The organism is Streptacidiphilus melanogenes (genome assembly GCF_000787835.1).
In the GTDB taxonomy this organism is placed as follows: domain Bacteria; phylum Actinomycetota; class Actinomycetes; order Streptomycetales; family Streptomycetaceae; genus Streptacidiphilus; species Streptacidiphilus melanogenes.
The window spans coordinates 11,072-27,448 of record NZ_BBPP01000037.1 but is presented as its reverse complement, the minus strand read 5'-3'; the positions used below and the strand labels follow the sequence as shown (position 1 = coordinate 27,448).

At 71.8% G+C, this 16,377-nt stretch carries 16 protein-coding genes and 2 pseudogenes; 10 read left to right on the top strand and 8 right to left on the bottom strand.

The genetic code is table 11. The features are described 5' to 3' along the window. Both TR49_RS44080 and TR49_RS29880 read left to right on the top strand, forming a co-directional pair. Positions 1-513, top strand: a pseudogene (locus tag TR49_RS44080) (hypothetical protein); the annotation flags it as partial. A gap of 77 nt (positions 514-590) precedes the next feature. Next, the gene (locus TR49_RS29880; RefSeq protein ID WP_042387113.1) at positions 591-1,241 is read left to right on the top strand and encodes a Bax inhibitor-1/YccA family protein; all 651 of its coding nucleotides are present in this window, start codon (positions 591-593) and stop codon (positions 1,239-1,241) included. 35 nt (positions 1,242-1,276) lie between these two features. Here TR49_RS29880 and TR49_RS29875 read toward each other — a convergent pair whose 3' ends face one another. Further along, complete coding sequence (locus TR49_RS29875) at positions 1,277-1,591, bottom strand: hypothetical protein (RefSeq protein ID WP_042387112.1); 315 nt, start codon at positions 1,589-1,591, stop codon at positions 1,277-1,279. Positions 1,592-1,723: 132 nt separating this feature from the next. Here TR49_RS29875 and TR49_RS29870 point away from each other — a divergent pair, with 132 nt between their 5' ends. After that, positions 1,724-2,467, top strand: coding sequence for an enoyl-CoA hydratase-related protein (locus tag TR49_RS29870; protein ID WP_042387111.1), 744 nt, complete (start codon positions 1,724-1,726; stop codon positions 2,465-2,467). 31 nt (positions 2,468-2,498) lie between these two features. On the opposite strand, the gene TR49_RS40425 is transcribed toward TR49_RS29870, so the two are convergent. Both TR49_RS40425 and TR49_RS29860 read right to left on the bottom strand, forming a co-directional pair. Further along, a complete protein-coding gene (locus tag TR49_RS40425) occupies positions 2,499-4,406 on the bottom strand; it encodes an alkaline phosphatase family protein (protein ID WP_052434752.1) in 1,908 nt (635 codons plus the stop codon). Positions 4,407-4,553: 147 nt separating this feature from the next. Next, a complete protein-coding gene (locus tag TR49_RS29860; RefSeq protein WP_042387110.1) occupies positions 4,554-4,973 on the bottom strand; it encodes a DUF302 domain-containing protein in 420 nt (139 codons plus the stop codon). Between the two features lie 126 nt (positions 4,974-5,099). Between TR49_RS29860 and TR49_RS29855 the strand changes: the two genes are divergently transcribed. Next, the gene (locus TR49_RS29855; RefSeq protein WP_084725588.1) at positions 5,100-5,942 is read left to right on the top strand and encodes an SAM-dependent methyltransferase; all 843 of its coding nucleotides are present in this window, start codon (positions 5,100-5,102) and stop codon (positions 5,940-5,942) included. 21 nt (positions 5,943-5,963) lie between these two features. On the opposite strand, the gene TR49_RS29850 is transcribed toward TR49_RS29855, so the two are convergent. The 3 genes and pseudogenes from TR49_RS29850 to TR49_RS29840 all read right to left on the bottom strand — a co-directional run bounded on the left by TR49_RS29850 (position 5,964) and on the right by TR49_RS29840 (position 10,243). Then, a complete protein-coding gene (locus tag TR49_RS29850) occupies positions 5,964-6,584 on the bottom strand; it encodes a pyridoxamine 5'-phosphate oxidase family protein (RefSeq protein ID WP_042387171.1) in 621 nt (206 codons plus the stop codon). Positions 6,585-6,654: 70 nt separating this feature from the next. Then, the gene (locus tag TR49_RS29845; protein WP_236653585.1) at positions 6,655-7,929 is read right to left on the bottom strand and encodes a globin domain-containing protein; all 1,275 of its coding nucleotides are present in this window, start codon (positions 7,927-7,929) and stop codon (positions 6,655-6,657) included. 314 nt (positions 7,930-8,243) lie between these two features. Next, positions 8,244-10,243: pseudogene (locus TR49_RS29840) on the bottom strand (S53 family peptidase). 402 nt (positions 10,244-10,645) lie between these two features. On the opposite strand from TR49_RS29840, the gene TR49_RS29835 reads away from it, so the two are divergent. Beyond that, positions 10,646-12,103: a recombinase family protein gene (locus TR49_RS29835; RefSeq protein ID WP_084725587.1), complete on the top strand. Its 1,458-nt coding sequence runs from the start codon at positions 10,646-10,648 to the stop codon at positions 12,101-12,103. A gap of 21 nt (positions 12,104-12,124) precedes the next feature. Here the strand turns inward: TR49_RS29835 and TR49_RS29830 are convergent, their stop codons facing one another. Further along, positions 12,125-12,703, bottom strand: coding sequence for a TetR/AcrR family transcriptional regulator (locus TR49_RS29830; protein WP_042387108.1), 579 nt, complete (start codon positions 12,701-12,703; stop codon positions 12,125-12,127). Positions 12,704-12,794: 91 nt separating this feature from the next. Between TR49_RS29830 and TR49_RS29825 the strand changes: the two genes are divergently transcribed. From TR49_RS29825 to TR49_RS44070, 5 genes are all read left to right on the top strand, one after another. Then, entirely contained in the window at positions 12,795-13,241 is a 447-nt protein-coding gene (locus TR49_RS29825) for an anthrone oxygenase family protein (protein ID WP_042387169.1), read from the top strand. A gap of 28 nt (positions 13,242-13,269) precedes the next feature. Further along, on the top strand, positions 13,270-13,557 hold the full coding sequence (locus TR49_RS44075; protein WP_052434751.1) for a hypothetical protein: 288 nt from the start codon (positions 13,270-13,272) through the stop codon (positions 13,555-13,557). Between the two features lie 10 nt (positions 13,558-13,567). Continuing rightward, the gene (locus TR49_RS29815; protein ID WP_042387107.1) at positions 13,568-14,155 is read left to right on the top strand and encodes a helix-turn-helix domain-containing protein; all 588 of its coding nucleotides are present in this window, start codon (positions 13,568-13,570) and stop codon (positions 14,153-14,155) included. Between the two features lie 74 nt (positions 14,156-14,229). Continuing rightward, positions 14,230-15,072, top strand: a complete 843-nt coding sequence (locus TR49_RS29810) for a class I SAM-dependent methyltransferase (RefSeq protein ID WP_201776241.1) — start codon at positions 14,230-14,232, stop codon at positions 15,070-15,072. Between the two features lie 154 nt (positions 15,073-15,226). Next, on the top strand, positions 15,227-15,640 hold the full coding sequence (locus TR49_RS44070) for an SsgA family sporulation/cell division regulator (protein WP_042387105.1): 414 nt from the start codon (positions 15,227-15,229) through the stop codon (positions 15,638-15,640). Between the two features lie 103 nt (positions 15,641-15,743). On the opposite strand, the gene ssuE is transcribed toward TR49_RS44070, so the two are convergent. After that, the gene (gene ssuE / locus TR49_RS29800; protein ID WP_042387103.1) at positions 15,744-16,295 is read right to left on the bottom strand and encodes an NADPH-dependent FMN reductase; all 552 of its coding nucleotides are present in this window, start codon (positions 16,293-16,295) and stop codon (positions 15,744-15,746) included. Positions 16,296-16,377: the final 82 nt, after the last annotated feature.

Here is a 16,377-nt window from a genome sequence, read left to right as displayed (position 1 = left end):
CCGCAGGGGAACACCGCGCAGGGGGGCCTCGCGCCGGTTCCGCAGCCGAACGGTGGGCCCGAGGTGGTAGCTGTCCCCGGGCTGCCGACGGCTGCCGTGCCCGTGCCGCAAGGGAACGCTGCACAGGCGGGTGCCGCGCCCGTGCCACCGGTCGACGCCGGACCGCAGACGGCCGCCGCGCCGATGCCGCAGGCCGCCGCGCTCGCGTCGCAGGCGGACGCCTCGGCCGCGCAGTCGGGCGCTGTCCCGGACGGCGCCGTTCAGGCGCGGCCTTCGCTGCCCGGCCAGGGCACTGCCGTGGACCGGTACCGGGCCGCGTTCGTCGACTACACCCGGCACCACGGCGCGTTCCCTGACGGCGACCAGCTCGCCACCTGGCTGTTCGAGCAGCACGGCATCACCGGACGCTCCGGTGACACGCTGAGCGCCGGACACCTGCGCCGGTACCTGCCCGGCTTCCGGGAGGAGTGGGAGGCCCACCAGCGCGCGGCCGTCGGCGCGGGCGGCGCCTGAGCGCGCACGCTGGGCGATTTCCGTGATCACACGGTGCGCACCGGGGATTTCCTCCGGCAGGTGGGTACAGGAGGACCATGTACGACACGACAGTCGCGCCCCGGGGTTACGGGATCTCGACGAACACCCTGTTCGCGCGCACCATGACCTTCGTCGCGGCCACCGCCGGCCTCTTCGCCCTCGGCGCCTACCTCGGCCGCGACCTCGCCCACGGGGCGGGGCTCATCGCCTTCATCGGCGCGTTCGTCTGCCTGTTCGCGATGCGGTTCGCCGCGACCCGCTCCCGTGAGGCGACGGTCGCGTTGCTCGGCGCGTTCGGCCTGCTCATGGGCGTCGCCATGGCGCCGACGCTGGTCTACTACGCCACGGCCGACCCGCAGGCCCTGTGGCAGGCCGGCGGCGCGACCGCGCTGTTCATCGCGGCGCTGGGCTCGATCGGGTACGCGACGAACCGCGACCTCTCCGGTCTGGCCCGGATGTCCTTCTGGGCGCTGCTGGCGCTCCTGCTCTTCGGCATCGTGGCGATCTTCGTGCGGATCCCGCACAGCTCGCTCATCTACAGCGTGCTGGGCCTGGTGGTCTTCGCCGGGTTCACGCTCTTCGACTTCCAGCGGCTGCGGCGCTCGCAGGACATCGCCTCCGCGCCGCTGCTGGCCGCGTCGATCTTCCTGGACGTCCTCAACGTCTTCCTCTTCTTCCTCAACATCTTCGGCGGCAGGCGGGACTGAGCCGCCGAAGACGTCGTCGGGAAGGTGCCGGGGCGTCAGGGAGAGGAGAGGTGGTCCCGCACGAGGGCGTCGAGGTGTGCGTCGAGCTCCGCCAGGTCCGGCTGCTCGAACCGCGTCTGCTCCTCCGCCCACTGGGCGTTGTCGCGTTCGCAGGCCGCGACCACGTCGTTCTCGGAGGCTCCGGTGAGGCGGGCGATGTCGGAGACGTCCTCGGGATCCAGGCCGGTGCTGCGTGCCGCGGTGCTCCAGCACCAGAGCAGTGCCTCCGGGATGCCCTGCTCGAAGAGGCCGTTGTCGCGTGCTTGCTGCTCGATCCACCGGGTGAAGCCGGTCCGCCAGTTGCTGCACATGGGCGCTCAGTCCCCTTCCGTGACGGCATGGTCGGGGAGTTGCTACCCACGTCGGGGCCGGTTCAGCGAGCCCGTCCCGATCTCGGTACGGTCGTGGCAGCGCACCACGACCGCGTCCCGAGGAGACAGAGCATGACCACTGCCAAGGCCGAGGCCACCCTGGAGGTGCGGGACGGCGTGGCCGTGCTGACCCTCGACGCCCCCGAGCGTCGCAACGCCCTGACGTTGCCGATGTGCGCCGAGATGGTCGCGGCGATGGACGAGGTCGACCGGGACCAGAGCGTCGGCGCGCTGGTGGTGCACGGCACGGGCAAGGGCTTCTGCGCCGGCGCCGACCTCTCGACGCTCGGCGACGCCGGGAAGGACCCGCTGGATGCCGAGGGGTTCGCGAACCTCAGCTCCGTCTACGAGAGCTTCGTGCGGCTGGGCCGGGTCACCGTGCCGACGATCGCCGCCGTCCACGGCGCGGCCGTCGGCGCCGGGATGAACCTGATGCTCGCCGCGGACCTGCGCGTCGTCGCCAAGGACGCACGGCTGATCAGCGGGTTCCTCAGGCGCGGCCTGCACCCGGGCGGCGGGCACTTCACGTTGCTCGACCGGCTCGGCGGCCGGGAGCTGACGGCGGCCATGGCACTGTTCGGCGAGGAGCTGGACGGCGAGCAGGCCGTCCGGGCGGGCCTCGCCTGGGAGGCGGTCGACGCCGACCGGCTCCTCCCGCGGGCGATGGAGCTGGCCGGCCGCGTCGCCGCGGACCCGGAGCTCGCCCGCGCCACCGTGGCCAACTTCCGCCGCGAGACCGGTGCCACGCCGCTGCCCTGGGATGTGGCGCTGCAGTTCGAGCGGACCACGCAGATGTGGTCGATGCGCCGCGGCTGAGGCGGCCGCGGCGCATCGGCTCACTCCGGGGTCAGCCGTGGTGCTCGGGCTGCCAGATGCCGGTGACGGGCTGGGCGTAGAGGTCGTTCTTGGTCAGGCTCGGCAGGTGCAGCGCCGCCTCGACGGTGCGCAGCACGCTGTAGTGCGTGTAGCGCACGTCGCTGGTCGAGCCCGGGCGGACGCCCTGCGAGCCGAGGACCAGGGTGGGGATGCGCTGGAGCTGCTGCTGGCCGTCGGCCGCGTCCTCGTCGAAGGTGAGGATCAGCAGCGAGCGCTGGCTGGTCCAGGCCGGGGAGTTGAAGATCGGCGTGAGGGTGTTCTTCAGCCAGGTGTCGCCGGCGGCGACACCGCAGCCCTCCATGTCGTCGCAGTCGTCGGCGCTCAGCCAGGAGAAGGTCGGCGTGGTGCCGGTCTTCTGCAGGTCCGTCGTGAGCTGCGTCTGCGGCAGCAGGTGGGTCTTGCAGTTGGCGGGGTTGTCCTTGACGTCCTTGAAGAAGTAGAACGGCAGGTCGTCGATGGTGTACGCGCCGTGCGAGGTGGTGTCGCACGGGCCGGCCGCGTTCTCCATGTAGCCGCGCCAGCTGCCGCCCGCCTTGGTCACCAGGTCGCCGATGTTGGGCGCGTCGACAGTGCTGGTGAACGGCGTGTTGTCGTTCACGTCGAAGAGGCTGCCGCCCGCGAGCGCCACGTAGTTGGGGTCGCTGGGGTGGGTCTCGGCGACGGCGTCCGTCAGGTTGGCGCCCTTGGGGACCAGGCTGTTGATGAACGGCGCCGACTTGTTGCCGATGATGCCGTCGTAGTCCTGGTTCTCCATCATGACCACGAAGACGTGGTCGTAGCCGGGCACGTGCGCGACCGGCGGCTTGGCCGGGCGCGGGGCCGGGACCTTCGCGGAGATGTGCAGCGCGAGGTCGTCGACGTAGCCCTGGGCGTGGCCGCTGCGGTCGTGGGGCTGCGGGCCGGTGATCGTCATCACTGTGCGGATCTTGCGGGTGCCGCGCGGCAGCTTGCCGAGCGCCTGCTCGGGCAGCAGCTCGGTGGCGAAGCCGCGCATCTGCCGGGTGACCGGGCCGAGCGTGGCCTGGCCGAGGACCTTGCCGTGGGCGTCGAGGAAGTAGCTGGTGACCGTGGACCCGTCGCTGATCGCGCCGGAGCCGCCGAGGTAGCCGGTCAGGTCGTAGGTCACGTCGCCGCGGTCGATGCGGTGGGCCGCGGCCGAGACGTCGGCGGTCTGGGTGCCGGTGCTGACGCCGCCGCCACCGCCGGAGAAGACGTTGTGGCCCCGGTTCTTCGGGCCGGGTGTGGTGGCGGTCGGGAAGTCGGTGATCCCCTCGCCGCCCATGGCCCCGTAGGCGACGGAGTTCAGCAGGCCGGTGACCTGCCAGCCCGGGACGGTGTTGGTGTCGACGCCGACCTCGGTGCCGGCGCCCTGCTCGGCGTCGCCGTTGACGATCAGGTTGGGGCCGGTGCCGACGTTCGGCGCGGGCGGCTCGGGCGTCGGGTTCGGGGTGGGCGCCGGGTTGACGGTGACGGCGATCGGCCCGGACAGCACGGTGTAGCCGTTGTTCGCGAACAGGTAGACCTGGTACGTGCCGGGGGTCAGCGCGCTGGTGTCGAAGGTGACGCCGCCGTCGGCGGCGGGGGTGTACTGCCAACTGGTGGAGCCCTGCACGCCGGGCGTGGCGCCGGGGGCGTAGAGGCCGACCCAGTTGGTGGAGCTGAGGTCCGAAGCCGGAACCGCGTAGGCGAAGCTGACGGTGTCGCCCTTGTAGACCGTGCCGGTGGTGGTCTCGGTGAGGGTGGGCGCCGACACGGAGGCGGCGGCGGGAGCGGCGAGGGCGAAGGCCTGGTAACCGCCGGCGGTGACGAGTGCGAGGGAGAGCGCTGCGGCGGCTGCGAGGGTGCGAGGCTTGCGAAGTCCGGAAAGTTGTTCAGACATGTTGGCGATCCTGGATCCCCTCACCCTGGTTTCCGGAGGCCACCGGGTAACGGAAATCCGACGTCAGGCCGAATACTTGGGCTTCTGGCCCGGACCTGATGTGACCGGCGAGTAGCGCGAGCAGTGCGCAGCTGGCCGATCATTCGCTCAGTCGGAGAGCGCCGCCTCGATCAGCGAACCGACCCCGGACAGAGGGGCCATCAGCTCGGACGGGACCTGGTAGCGCGCCTCCAGGTCCGACGCGTCCCGGTAGGTCACCCACACGCGCCCGTCGTCGTCCGCCCACACGAGAGCCTTCAGCGGCAGCTCGAAGGCGAGCAGCGGACGGGCCACCATGGCCGGGGTCCCGGCGCGGGGGCTGCCGAAGACGAGCAGTCGGGTGTCGTTCATCGTGAGGCCCACGGCGCGTGCCCCGCCGCTGTGGTCGACGACGTCGAACAGGGTCAGGCCCTTGGCGGCGACGACGTTCTTCAGGCGTTCGACCGTCGGGCCCACCGCGAACCGGCTGGGGATGCTCACCACGCCGGGGGCGAGCGGTGCGCCGCTGGGCGATTCGTCGGTCGTCACGGACCTTGTCTACCATCCACCGGTCGTGAGCCGGTCACGCCACGACAGGAAGTTGCCTGAAAGATCATCGACTTGACTAGAATTCGGCCGAGTGGGGGTCCACACCCAAGAGGGGAAGTGCGTCGGATGAGCCAGGCCGAGGACGTGGGGCAGGACGTCCCGCTCAGCACCCGGATACGGCAGGACGTGCCGCACAGCGCCCGCATGTACGACTACTTCCTGGGCGGCAAGGACCACTACGCGGTGGACCGCGAGGCGGCCGAGCGGGTGCTCGTGGTCTTCCCGAACATGAGGACCGCGGTGCAGGCGAACCGGGGGTTCATGCGGCGGTCGACCCGGGCGCTGGCCCAGCTGGGGCTGCGGCAGTGGCTCGACATCGGCACGGGCATCCCCACCTCGCCGAACCTGCACGAGGTCGCCCAGTCGGTGGCCCCGGACGCCCGCGTGGTGTACGTCGACAACGACCCGGTCGTGCTCGCCCACTCGCGGGCCCTGATGACCAGCGCACCCGAAGGCCGCACCGCCTACATCCATGGCGACGTGCACGACCCCGAGGCGATCCTGAACGCCCCGCAGCTCGCCTCGACGCTCGACCTCGGACGGCCGGTGGTGCTGTCGATGGTGGCACTGCTGCACTTCGTCCCGGACATCCGGGAGGCCCGGTCCATCGTGGACCGGCTGTTCGAGCAGCTGCCGACAGGCTCCGCGCTGGTGCTCTCGCACGCCACCGCCGAGCTGGACGTCGAGGGCGCGCCGAAGGTGCAGGAGATCTACAACCAGGTGGGGACCACCCTCCAGCTCCGCTCGCGTGCGGAGTTCGCGACCTTCTTCGAGGGGTTGGACCTGCTGGATCCGGGGATCGTCACCGCCCATCGCTGGCGTCCGGACGATGACGAGGCCCACCGGCTGCCGAGCAGCGTGACCGACGCCCAGGTGTCCTTCTACGCCGGAGTGGGCGTGAAGCGGTAGTCGGCACGGCGGGCCGTCGTCTCAGCGACGGCTCGGGAGCAGCGGTTCGGTGAAGTACCGCTGGTCCAGCGGGCGCGTCGACTCGGGGTCGCGGGGGCGGGCCGCCGGCTCCAGGTGCGGGATGTGCTTGGAGCAGTGGATGTACGCCTCGTCGACGGTCACGTGCACCCACAGCTCCGGGCGGCGGCCCGGGGCCGGGTCGACCGGAAGGTGCGGGTGGCTGCCGCGCACCTGGGCGTCGGTGTGCAGTGCCGCGGTGCCGTTGACGTGCAGCCCGATGTGGTCCCGGGTGAAGTCCAGGAAGAGCATGCCGAGATGCGGGTTCTCGGTGATGTTGCCCGCGCTGGCCATGACGCCGTTGCCGCGGTACTCCGGGTAGGCCAGGGTCCGGTCGCTCAGCACCTGGACGAAGCCCGGCGGGCCGCCGCGGAAGCTGGCGTCGCACGAGCCCTGCGAGTCCGCCGTGGACAGGAAGACCATCGACATCCGGGCGATGAACTCGCTCATGGCCGGGGTCAGGTACGGGTGCACCTGCCGGTCGTAGAAGGCGGCGGCGCGTTCGGTGGTGCCCTGGCGCTGCTGCAGCGCGCGTTCGCCGGCGGAGCCGAAGCGGTGGTCGAAGCGGTGGTCGAATTCGGTCACGGAGGAGCGCTCCTGTGGGTCATGGTCGGTGTTCACGCGGGCGGGACCGCCTGGGGCCCTCCGTCGGGGCTCAGTTCAGGGACAGGGCCGGCACGTCGAGCGGGTCGTGACGGATGCGCGACCGTGGCACGCCGGTCCGGGTGAGCGCGTCCGCCGTGGCGGTCACCATGGAGGCCGGGCCGCTCAGATAGGCGTCGTGCCGGTACCAGGGCCCGAACTCCTGCAGCACCTGCGGCAGCGATCCGCTGAGGCCGAGGATGTCCTCGTCGGAGACCGCGGCCCGGACGCGCAGCCAGTGGTTGCGCTGGGCGAAGCGCAGCATCTCGTCGAGCCCGTAGAGCTCGTTCGACGTGCGTGCGCCGATGAAGACGTCCATCTGGCGCTGCCGGCCGCTGCGGGCGCTCTCCTCCACCAGGGCGCGGATCGGCGCCAGTCCGGTGCCCCCGGCGACGCACAGGATGTCGCGCTCGGACGCCGGATCGAGCACCATGTCGCCCAGGGGCGGCCCGAGTCGGACCACGTCGCCCACGTTCGAGCGCTTGACCAGGGCGTTGCTGACCCAGCCGGTGGGCACCGCACGGACGTGGAAGGTGATCGTGCCGTCGGGGCGCGGCGCGTTGGCAGGGGAGTAGTAGCGCCACTCCCTGGGCCACCAGGGCGTCTCCATGCTGACGTACTGTCCTGCGGCGTACTCGTAGGGCGTGTCGGGCTGCACCGTGATCGCGGCGATGCCGTGCGAGAACACCTGGCGGTGCAGGATGCGGGCGTGCCACATCGCGGGCCGGGTGCGGGCGTCCTGGTCCGCCGCCTGCATCATGGTCTGCGCGACGGCGGTGTACGCGCGGGTCCAGGCCTGCGCCACCTCGGCGTTCCAGGCGGGGCCGGCGAACCGCTCGAGGGCGGCCAGCAGGCATGCTCCGACGGCGTCGTAGTGGGCGTTCTCGGTGCCGAACTTGCGGTGGTCGCGCCCCAGATGGGAGCAGAAGCGCTGCAGGCCCTCGGCGTCGTCGACCAGGTCGACGATGTGGAGCAGGGCGCGTAGCAGGCGCCCGCGCTGGGCGTCCATCCCCGGCGGGAACATCTCCCTGACCTGCGGATACCGGGTGAACAGGATCGAGTAGAAGTAGACGGCCATGTCCGCGGCGAGCGGCTCGACCACGGCCAGGCTGGTGCGTATCAGCGCGATGTCACGGTCCGTCAGGCCGCCGCCGAAGGTCGGGACGCCGGCTGCTCCACCACCCGAGGCGCCGGTAAGGTCCGGCCGTGGCGGACTCGGTGCCCCGCTGCCGGCGCCGGGGAGGTCGGTCCGGGGCGTGCCTCCGGATGGGCGGGGTTGGAACCACACGGTGGAATGCTCCCGATCACGATCGAACCTCGCATGACATCCCCCGATGGCTCCGCGGTGCGACGTGGACCGCGGCTGACCCAGATTCTGCTCACAATGCGCTCAGAGGCGGCACCCCTGGCTCCGCATACGCATGAGATCACTACAAGTCACGCACATCTCCGCGGGCTTGGCCAATGTACATCAGCCAAAGGTCGGATGGGGGCCTCGGTTGTCACAACCATCCAATGCACACCAGGAGTTGAGCCGACCCCTGACGGCGGCAGGCCCCCGCCGACGGACGGCGGGGGCCTGTGGCGCGTGGCGCGGGTCGGTCAGGAGGCGTTCAGCGCGGTGTCGTCGAGGACGAAGCTGGTCTGGGCGCTGGAGTCCTCGCTGCCGGTGAACTTCAGGGTGACGGTCTGTCCGGCGTAGCTGGACAGGTCGAAGGAGTGCTGGGTGTAGCCCGAGGCGGCGTTCAGGTTGGAGTAGGTCGCCAGGGTGCTCAGCACGGTGCCGGGGCTGTTCAGGACCTGGACCTTGAGGGTGTCGTAGGCCGTGGTCTTGGTGGTCTCGGCGGTGTCGACGTGCAGGTAGAACGAGAAGTTCGCGCTGCAGCCGGCCGGGACGGCAACCGACTGGGCGACCGTGTCGGTGTGGGTGGAGCCGTAGCCGTCCATCCAGGCGTCCCAGCTGCCGGAGTGGGCGGGCTCGGAGCTGGAGTTGCTGACGACGCCGGAGGTGGTGTCCACGGCGAGGCGGTGCCGGTCTCGAAGCCGGGGTTGCCCAGCTTCTGGCCGGTGCTGGTGCAGCCGCCCGTGCCGCCGCCGCTGGAGTTGACGGTCCAGGTGAAGGACGTCTGGCCCGAGGCGGTGCCGGAGCCGGCGGTGACCGTGACGTTGGAGGTGCCCGCGGTGGTCGGGGTGCCGGAGATCAGGCCGGAGGAGGAGATGCTCAGGCCCGCAGGGAGGCCGGTGGCCGAGTAGGTGAGCGACTTGCTCGCCGAGTCGGTTGCCGAGATCTGCTTGGAGACCGCGGTGCCCACCGTGGTGGTCTGGTTGCCCGGGTTGGTGACGCTGACCGTCTCGCTGCCGGTGCTGCCGCCCGCGGTGAACGCGGTCAGGCCGTTCGGGGTGCCGAGGCCGGTCGGGCCGTCGTAGCCGGCGCCCGCGGTGCACAGGTACGACGGGGAGCAGCTGCCGTTGCTGCCCGAGGTGACGTCGTTCAGCGCGCTGGTGTGCTGGTACGGGTACTTGGACGGGTAGTCGCCGCTGCCCGGGGCGCCCGCGTCGGCGTAAACCGAGGCGATGATCGGGGAGGAGGCGCTGGTGCCGCCGTAGACCTGCCAGCCGGACGCGCCGTAGCTGTCGTAGACCGCGACGCCGGTGGCCGGGTCGGCGACGGCGGAGACGTCGGCGATGGTGCGCTTGGAGCAGCCCGTGTCCGTCTGCCAGGTCGGCTTCGGGTCGTAGGCGGAGCAGCCCGAACCGGTGCCCTCGGTGCTGGAGGTGGACCAGACGCTCTCGCTCCAACCACGGCTGTTCGACGCGCGGCTGAGCGCGGTGCCGCCCACCGAGGTCACGTACTGCGACGCGGCCGGGTACTCCGCGCCGTAGGCCTCGTCACCGGCGGACACGGTGATGGCGACGCCCGGGTGGTTGAAATAGCTGCTGTCGGCCGAGAGGTCCGTGGAGTCCTCGGAGCCGCCGTAGCTGTTGGAGACGAACTTCGCCCCGAGCTTGACGGCCTCGTTGACGCCGGTGCCCAGGTCGCTCATGTTCGCCGAGGTGGCCTCGACCAGGATGATGTGCGCGGCCGGGGCGACCGCGGAGACCATGTCGAGGTCGAGGGAGATCTCGCCGGCCCAGCCCGAGTCGGCGCTCGGGTAGTTGGTGCCGCCGTTCTCGTCGACCTTCTTGAAGCAGCCGTTGGCCGTGGTGCAGGACGGCAGGCCGTACTGGCTGCGGTAGGCGGCCAGGTCCGACTCGGCGTTCGGGTCGTCCTGGGCGTCGACGATGGCCACGGTCTGGCCCGCGCCGCCGTTCGCGGGCAGGTTGTAGGCGCTGAGCAGGTCGCTCGGGCCGTAGCCGGAGGGCGTCGCCATCGGGGACACCGCGTTCGCGGTCAGTGCGTGCGGCTCGGCGACGTCGGTCCGGGCGAGTGCCAGGCAGGACATCATCCGCACGTGCGCGGGGGCCGCACACAAGTGCTTGACGTGCACGGTCGACGACGTACTGGCTGAAGCCGGAGTGGCTGCCGCGAGCGCGCCTATGACGGCGGCGGCCGCGAAGCCCGCGGTGGCGACGCGAGGCCGCCTGAGGTGGGCCATGCCCATGGAGATCCTGGGTCCTCTCTCGTGTTCGGTCGCCCCCGGGCAGCTGCACAGTGTCGTGCGCATGCCAATGAATGGGCGCACGGAGTGCCCGGTGCGTCAGTGGGGGCGGGGATGTCACCACAAGGCGTGGTGCGCCTTGCTGTGAAAAGGGAAGCAGCGGGTGCGGCAGTGCGTCAATGAGGCCTCAGAAGGTTTTCACAGGAACGTAGGACTCCCTTCGTTACCGCCTGGTAAACCCCGCTGCTGAGGCTGTGTCAACGCGCGTAGCGCATTCGTGTGCGGACGGATTCACAGGCTCCGGCCGTTGACTCAGAAGAAACTCAGAGGAACCATCGGCTCCACTGGCAGGAGCGGGAACTGACGGGTGATCGGGGGGACGCGGTGAAAGGTGGCGTGCCGGACATGTCACAACAGGGAGCGGTGTACTGCCGAGTGGCGCACCGGCGCTCCCCGCGACAGGTGGGGATCGACCAGCGCGAGGCGCAGTGCCGGGAGGTGGCCGCCCGCGAGGGCGTCCGGGTCGCGCCGCGCAGGGTGCTCCTCGATCCGCAGGCGGCGAGCTGGTCGGGGACGGCCGCCTCCCGGCCCGGCTGGGCCGCCCTGCTGCGAGAACTGACCTCCGGTCAGGTCACCCATGCCGTCGTCTTCGACCTCGGGGAGCTCGGGCGGTGCCGCCCCCAGGACCTGGCCGAGCTGCTGGACCTGGCGGACCGCCACGACCTGGTGCTGCTTGATCCGGTCGCCTCCGGCAGCGAGGCCGATCTCAACCACCCCGACCGTCGTCGCGCCCTGCTCGAACGAGCCCGCGGCGCCTGCCGGGGCCGGAAGCGCCTTGCGGACTCGGTGCGGGCCGCGCAGGCCGACGAGGCGTCAGCCGGCCGGCCGCACGGCGGCGGACGGCGCGCCTACGGATACACCCTCGGCGAGTACGATCTCGTCCCCGAGGAGGCGGAGGTCGTCGGCCGCATCTACAGCTGGTTCCTCGCGGGCCGACCGTTGTCGTGGATCGCCCGCGAGCTCACGGCCGAGTCCATCCCCACCGCCGCGGAGGGCCGTTGGACCTCGACGAAGATCGCCCGCATCATCGACGCGCCCCGGTACGCCGGACTGCGGGTGGCCGCCGGGGAGATCGTGCGCGAGGCGGACGGCACACCCGTCCGCGCCGCCTGGAAGCCGTGCGTCAGCGTCGACGACTGGGACGCGGCCAGGGCGCTGCGCGGGCTCACCCGGCAGAGCGCCCGCGAGAGGCGCCCGGCCGAACGCCACTACCCGCTGACCGGGCTCGTCCGCTGCGGGCGCTGCGGACACCGGATGGTCGGCTCCGCCGTGGACGACTACCCCACCTATGCCTGCACCGGACGTCGTGTGGCCGACGGCGAGCCCTGCTTCCGGTACATCAGCGCGACCCGGCTGGAGGAGCTGGTCGACGAGGAGATCCTCGACCTCATGGACGGCCGCGACATCCAGGACGCGCCTGGCTCCGCGCCCGCGGCGGTGCTCGACGAACGGACCGCCGAGGCCCGCCGCCGCGACCAGGCCCGCCTCGCCGAGCTCTCGACGTCGAGCGGAGCGGGCCGTGCAAGTCGTGCGGGTCGTGCGAAGCCTGCGGGCCGCTCGGAGCGGGAGGAGCTCCTGGTGCGGATCCGGGCCGAGAACCGCGCCGTGGTGCTGCGGGCCCCCGACGCCGTCGACGGCCTCGGCGCGGGCCGGCTCTCCCCTGTGGCGTGGCGGCGGATGGCGCCGTCCCAGCAGGCGGAGGTGCGACGCTACCTGATCGGCCGTATCGAGATAGGCCCGGTCACCGGCCCGCGCAGCGTCTTCGACCCGGACCGGGTCCGCGTCGTCCCCCACGCCGTCTGAGAGGGGGACGGCGACGGCACGTCAGAGTACGGCGAGCCGGTCCACCAGCAGTGCCGTCCTCCGCTCGGTGTCCTCCGACGGCAGCCGCCGCGCCCGGGTCAGGGTCGCCAGTCCGTGGAGGGCCGCCCAGAAGACCTCGGTGAACAGCCCTGGGTGGACGCCCTCGCCGGCCACCTCCCCGAGGCTCTCCAGCAGGGCGGCGAAGGCGTCCTTCAGGGGCTCCGGTGTGTCCTCGCTCGCGAACGCCAGGCCGCCGTCGAGCTGGAACATGGCGTCGTAGACCGCCGGGTTGCGCGCGGCGAAGTCGAGGTAGGCGCGGGCGATGGCGCTGACCCGCGCGTGCGGCCCGTCCGCAGCGGCGGCCGCCGCCCGCACCGCCGCAGCCATCTCGGTGGCGCCTTCGAGGGCGACGGCGCCGATGATCTCGCGCTTGCCGCGGAAGTGGCTGTAGAGAACGGGCTGGCTGTACTCGATGCGCTCGGCGAGCCGCCGGGTGGTGACCGCGTCCCAGCCCTGCTGCTCGGCGAGTTCGCGGGCCGTCGCCAAGATCAGACGCTCGCGGCTCGCCCGTTCGCGCTCCTTGCGTTCCTGTACCGACATGGCTTGATGCTAGCACTGCTAGACAAAGGAGCGGCAGTAGGGCTAGCGTTGCCTCATCAGCTAGCGATGCTAGATCCCAAGGGGAGTCATGATGCTCAATGCACTCGAGGTCGTCACCACCGTGGTCGTCGGGGTGATGGTGGGGGTGGAGTTCTCCGTCGCCTTCGTCATCAACCCGATCCTGGGCGGCCTCCCCGACGACAGCCTGCTGCGCGGCCGAGCCCACGGGGGCCGTATGCTCGGCGCGATCATGCCCGTCTGGTACATCACTTCGCTCGTCCTCGTCGCGGTCCGCGCCGTCGCCGGATGGCACGACCACGGCACCGGCCTCGCCCTCACCTCCGGAGCGCTGCTGCTCCTCAGCGTGATCATGTCGATCGCGCTGCTGGTCCCGATCAACAACCGGGGCAAGACCTGGACCCCCGAGAACCGGCCCGCCGACTGGAGGCAGCAGATGAACCGCTGGGACCGCTTCCACTACGCCCGCGTCGCGGTCCTCATCGCCGCATTCGCCACACTGGCGGCCGCCAGCGTCTGACCCCGCCCGATCGAGAGGAGCAGGCCGCGTGAACCTGCACGACATCCGGCAGAACCCTGATGAGCACGTCCGTTTCGCGGCCCACCTCGAGGGGCTGCGCCTGGTCCCCGATGCGGACGAGGCCGACCTGGTGGGCCGCGTGCTCACCGATCCGGACCAGGTGATGGCCCAGTCCGCCGTCCTGCGCCACGTGGACCGCCGGGCCGCCGACCTCTGCCCGGAGCCCGCCTACGACCGGTGGTCGCAGCAGATGAACCACGTCGTTGGCGACAACCCTGTGCTGACCCAGCGTCTGCGGCGCCGTTGGCGGCACTAGGGTCTGGGTCATGACGCAAGGTGGCGGTGACGACCTGGACAGTCTGGTGCGGGGGCGTATCCGGGCGTTGCGGGTGGCGCAGGGGTTGTCGCTGGAGGAACTGGCCGGGCGGTCCAGGCTCAGTCCGTCAACGCTCAGCCGGATCGAGAACGGGCGGCGACGGCTCGCGCTGGACCAGCTCGTGGTGTTGGCCCGGGCGCTGGACACCTCGCTCGACCAGTTGGTCGAGACCGCTGCGGACGACGTGGTGAGCAGTCCGGTGATCGACGCCGCGCACGGGCTGAAGCGGTGGTCCGTCAAGGCCGACCCCGGCATGAGCGTGGTGCGCCAGCGGATGGTCGACCCGCCGCCGGACAGCCCCGCCCGGATGCGGGCCCATCCGGGCCGCGAGTGGCTGGTGGTCCTCTCCGGGACGGCGATGCTGCTGCTGGGGAACCGGCGCTTCCGGGTCGAGACCGACCAGGCGGCGGAGTTCCCGACCATGCTGCCGCATGCCATCGGCGCCGAGAGCGGGCCGTGCGAGATCCTGGGGATCTTCGACCGCGACGCGCGGCGCGGCCACCAGCCGGATGGGGATGACGGCTTGCGTGCCCGGTAGGACGGAGGGCCATCTTCTTGCGTTTGGCGCAAGGAAGCATGCCCATGGCGCACGGACCTGCCAGGGTCGAGGCCATGAACCACGCATCGACACACTCCTCCGCATCGGACCACCACGGCCAGGCCGGGATCCTCGACCTGGACGCCGAGGTGCTCGCCGCGCACCTCGCGTCGATCACCTCCTGGCTCCCCGTCAGCTCCGCGCCCCGCGACCTCGTGGACCTGTGCTCCGGCACGGGAGCCGGAACCTTCGCCCTCCTCGCACGTTTCCCGGGCGCCCGGGTGACAGCCGTCGACTCCTCCGCCGAGCATCTGCACCGCCTACGGGAGAAGGCGCTGGAGCGGGGCGTCGCGGACCGGGTGCGGACGGTCCTGGCGGATCTGGACGACGCGGACTGGCCCGACCTCGGCGCGCCGGATCTCGTCTGGGCGTCCGCCTCGCTGCACCACATGGCCGACCCTGACCGCACTCTGCGCCGCGTGCGCGACGCGCTCGCCCCCGGCGGCCTCCTCGCCGTCGTCGAGCTCGCGGGCTTCCCCCGCTTCCTGCCCGCCGACGCGCCCGAGGAGGCTCCCGGGCTCGAGGACCGGTGCCACGCCGTCGGCCACCACGACCACGCCGGGCGTATGCCGCACCGTGGCGCCGACTGGGGACCGAAACTGACCGCTGCCGGATTCGCTGTCGAGGACGGCCGGACCGTCGCCGTGGACCTCCCCGGCGCGCAGTGTGACGCGGTGGGCCGCTATGCCGTCGCGACCCTGCGGCGGCTGCGCGGCTCGGTGGCTCCTGGCCTGTCCGGCGCCGACCTCGCCGCGCTCGATGGCCTGCTCGACGTCGACGGCCCGCGGAGCATCCTGCGGCGCGCCGATCTGGGGGTGCGTACCGAGCGCACCGTCTGGGCCGCGAGGCGTAGTTGAGAGTGCCGGTCGCAGCCCACCGAGCAGGTTCGGAGGCGAATCTGAAAGCACGTCTGATTGTTGTCGCCCGATCGAGTGGCAAATCCGCGGGTGGGGTTCCTTGTCGGGTGCATATGCCCAGAGGCTGCGGGCACGCACCCTGGGGAGGAACGCGATGGAGACCATCGAGCGGGACCTGAACGCGAGCCTTGTGCTGTCTTCGGGCCAACTCGTCCCGTTGGAGACACGGCTGGCGTACCACGACAGCGACCCTCTGGGCGTCCGCATGGACTTCCGGGTGGGCGAAGGCGTCTGCCGCTGGATCCTCTCCCGCGACCTGCTGATCGAGGGTCTGTCCCGGCGGGCCGGCGCCGGGGACGTGAAGGTCTGGCCGCTGCGGCGCGACGGCCGGCAGCGCCTGCGGATCCTGCTCGACGCTCCGACCGGTGAGGCGCTGGTCGACGCCTCCGCCGCCGAGGTCACCGCCTTCCTCGACCGGACGCTCGACCAGGTGGCGCGCGGCCAGGAGGTCCTCGACATCGACGCCCTCATCGCCCGCATCCTCAGACGGAAGGCCCGGCCGATGTGACACCGGCCCCTGGGACAGGGCCGTCCGTCTCGCCGGGGCGAAGCGGACGGCCGCCGGCCGTCGGAACGGGAGCCGCGGAGCCGGGGAGCGGGCGAGCGGGCGCTCAGGCGGCGGCGAGGGCCGGTCGCGGCGGGAGCGAGTCGATGAAGGCGTCCAGTGCCTCCAGCAGCCGTCCCTCCGTGTCGGGCGCGAGCTCCACCGCGTCGTCGTCAACGACCTCGATCGACCGATCCAGCAGGAACACCCCGCCGACGACATGGCGTGCGGCCAGGGCGCTGAGGACGGGCCGGAGCGCGTAGTCGATGCTGAGCACGTGGGCGATCGTGCCGCCGGTGGCCAGGGGCAGCACGGTCTTGCCGGCCAGGCCGTCCTGGGGGAGCAGGTCGAGGAAGGCCTTGAGTAGGCCGGTGTAGGCCGCCTTGTAGACGGGGGTGGCGACGACGACGCCGTCGGCCGCGGCCACCTGGTCGAGCGCGCGGCGCAGTTCGGGGTGGGCCGGATCGCCCCCCAGCAGGGCGTCCGGCGGCAGCCCGCGCAGGTCGAGGTGCTCGACGTCGAACCCGCCGAGGGAGAGGCGCCGGACCAGGTGCCGGCCGAGCCGTGCGGTGCGGGAGGTGGCGGAGGGGCTTCCGGAGATGACGAGAAGCGTGGACATGGGGGCTCCGAAGGTGAAGGCGCGGCGGTGGCGGCACCGCCGCGAGGGTGCGGGCGGGAGTCGGGCGGGCCCGCTCAGGCGG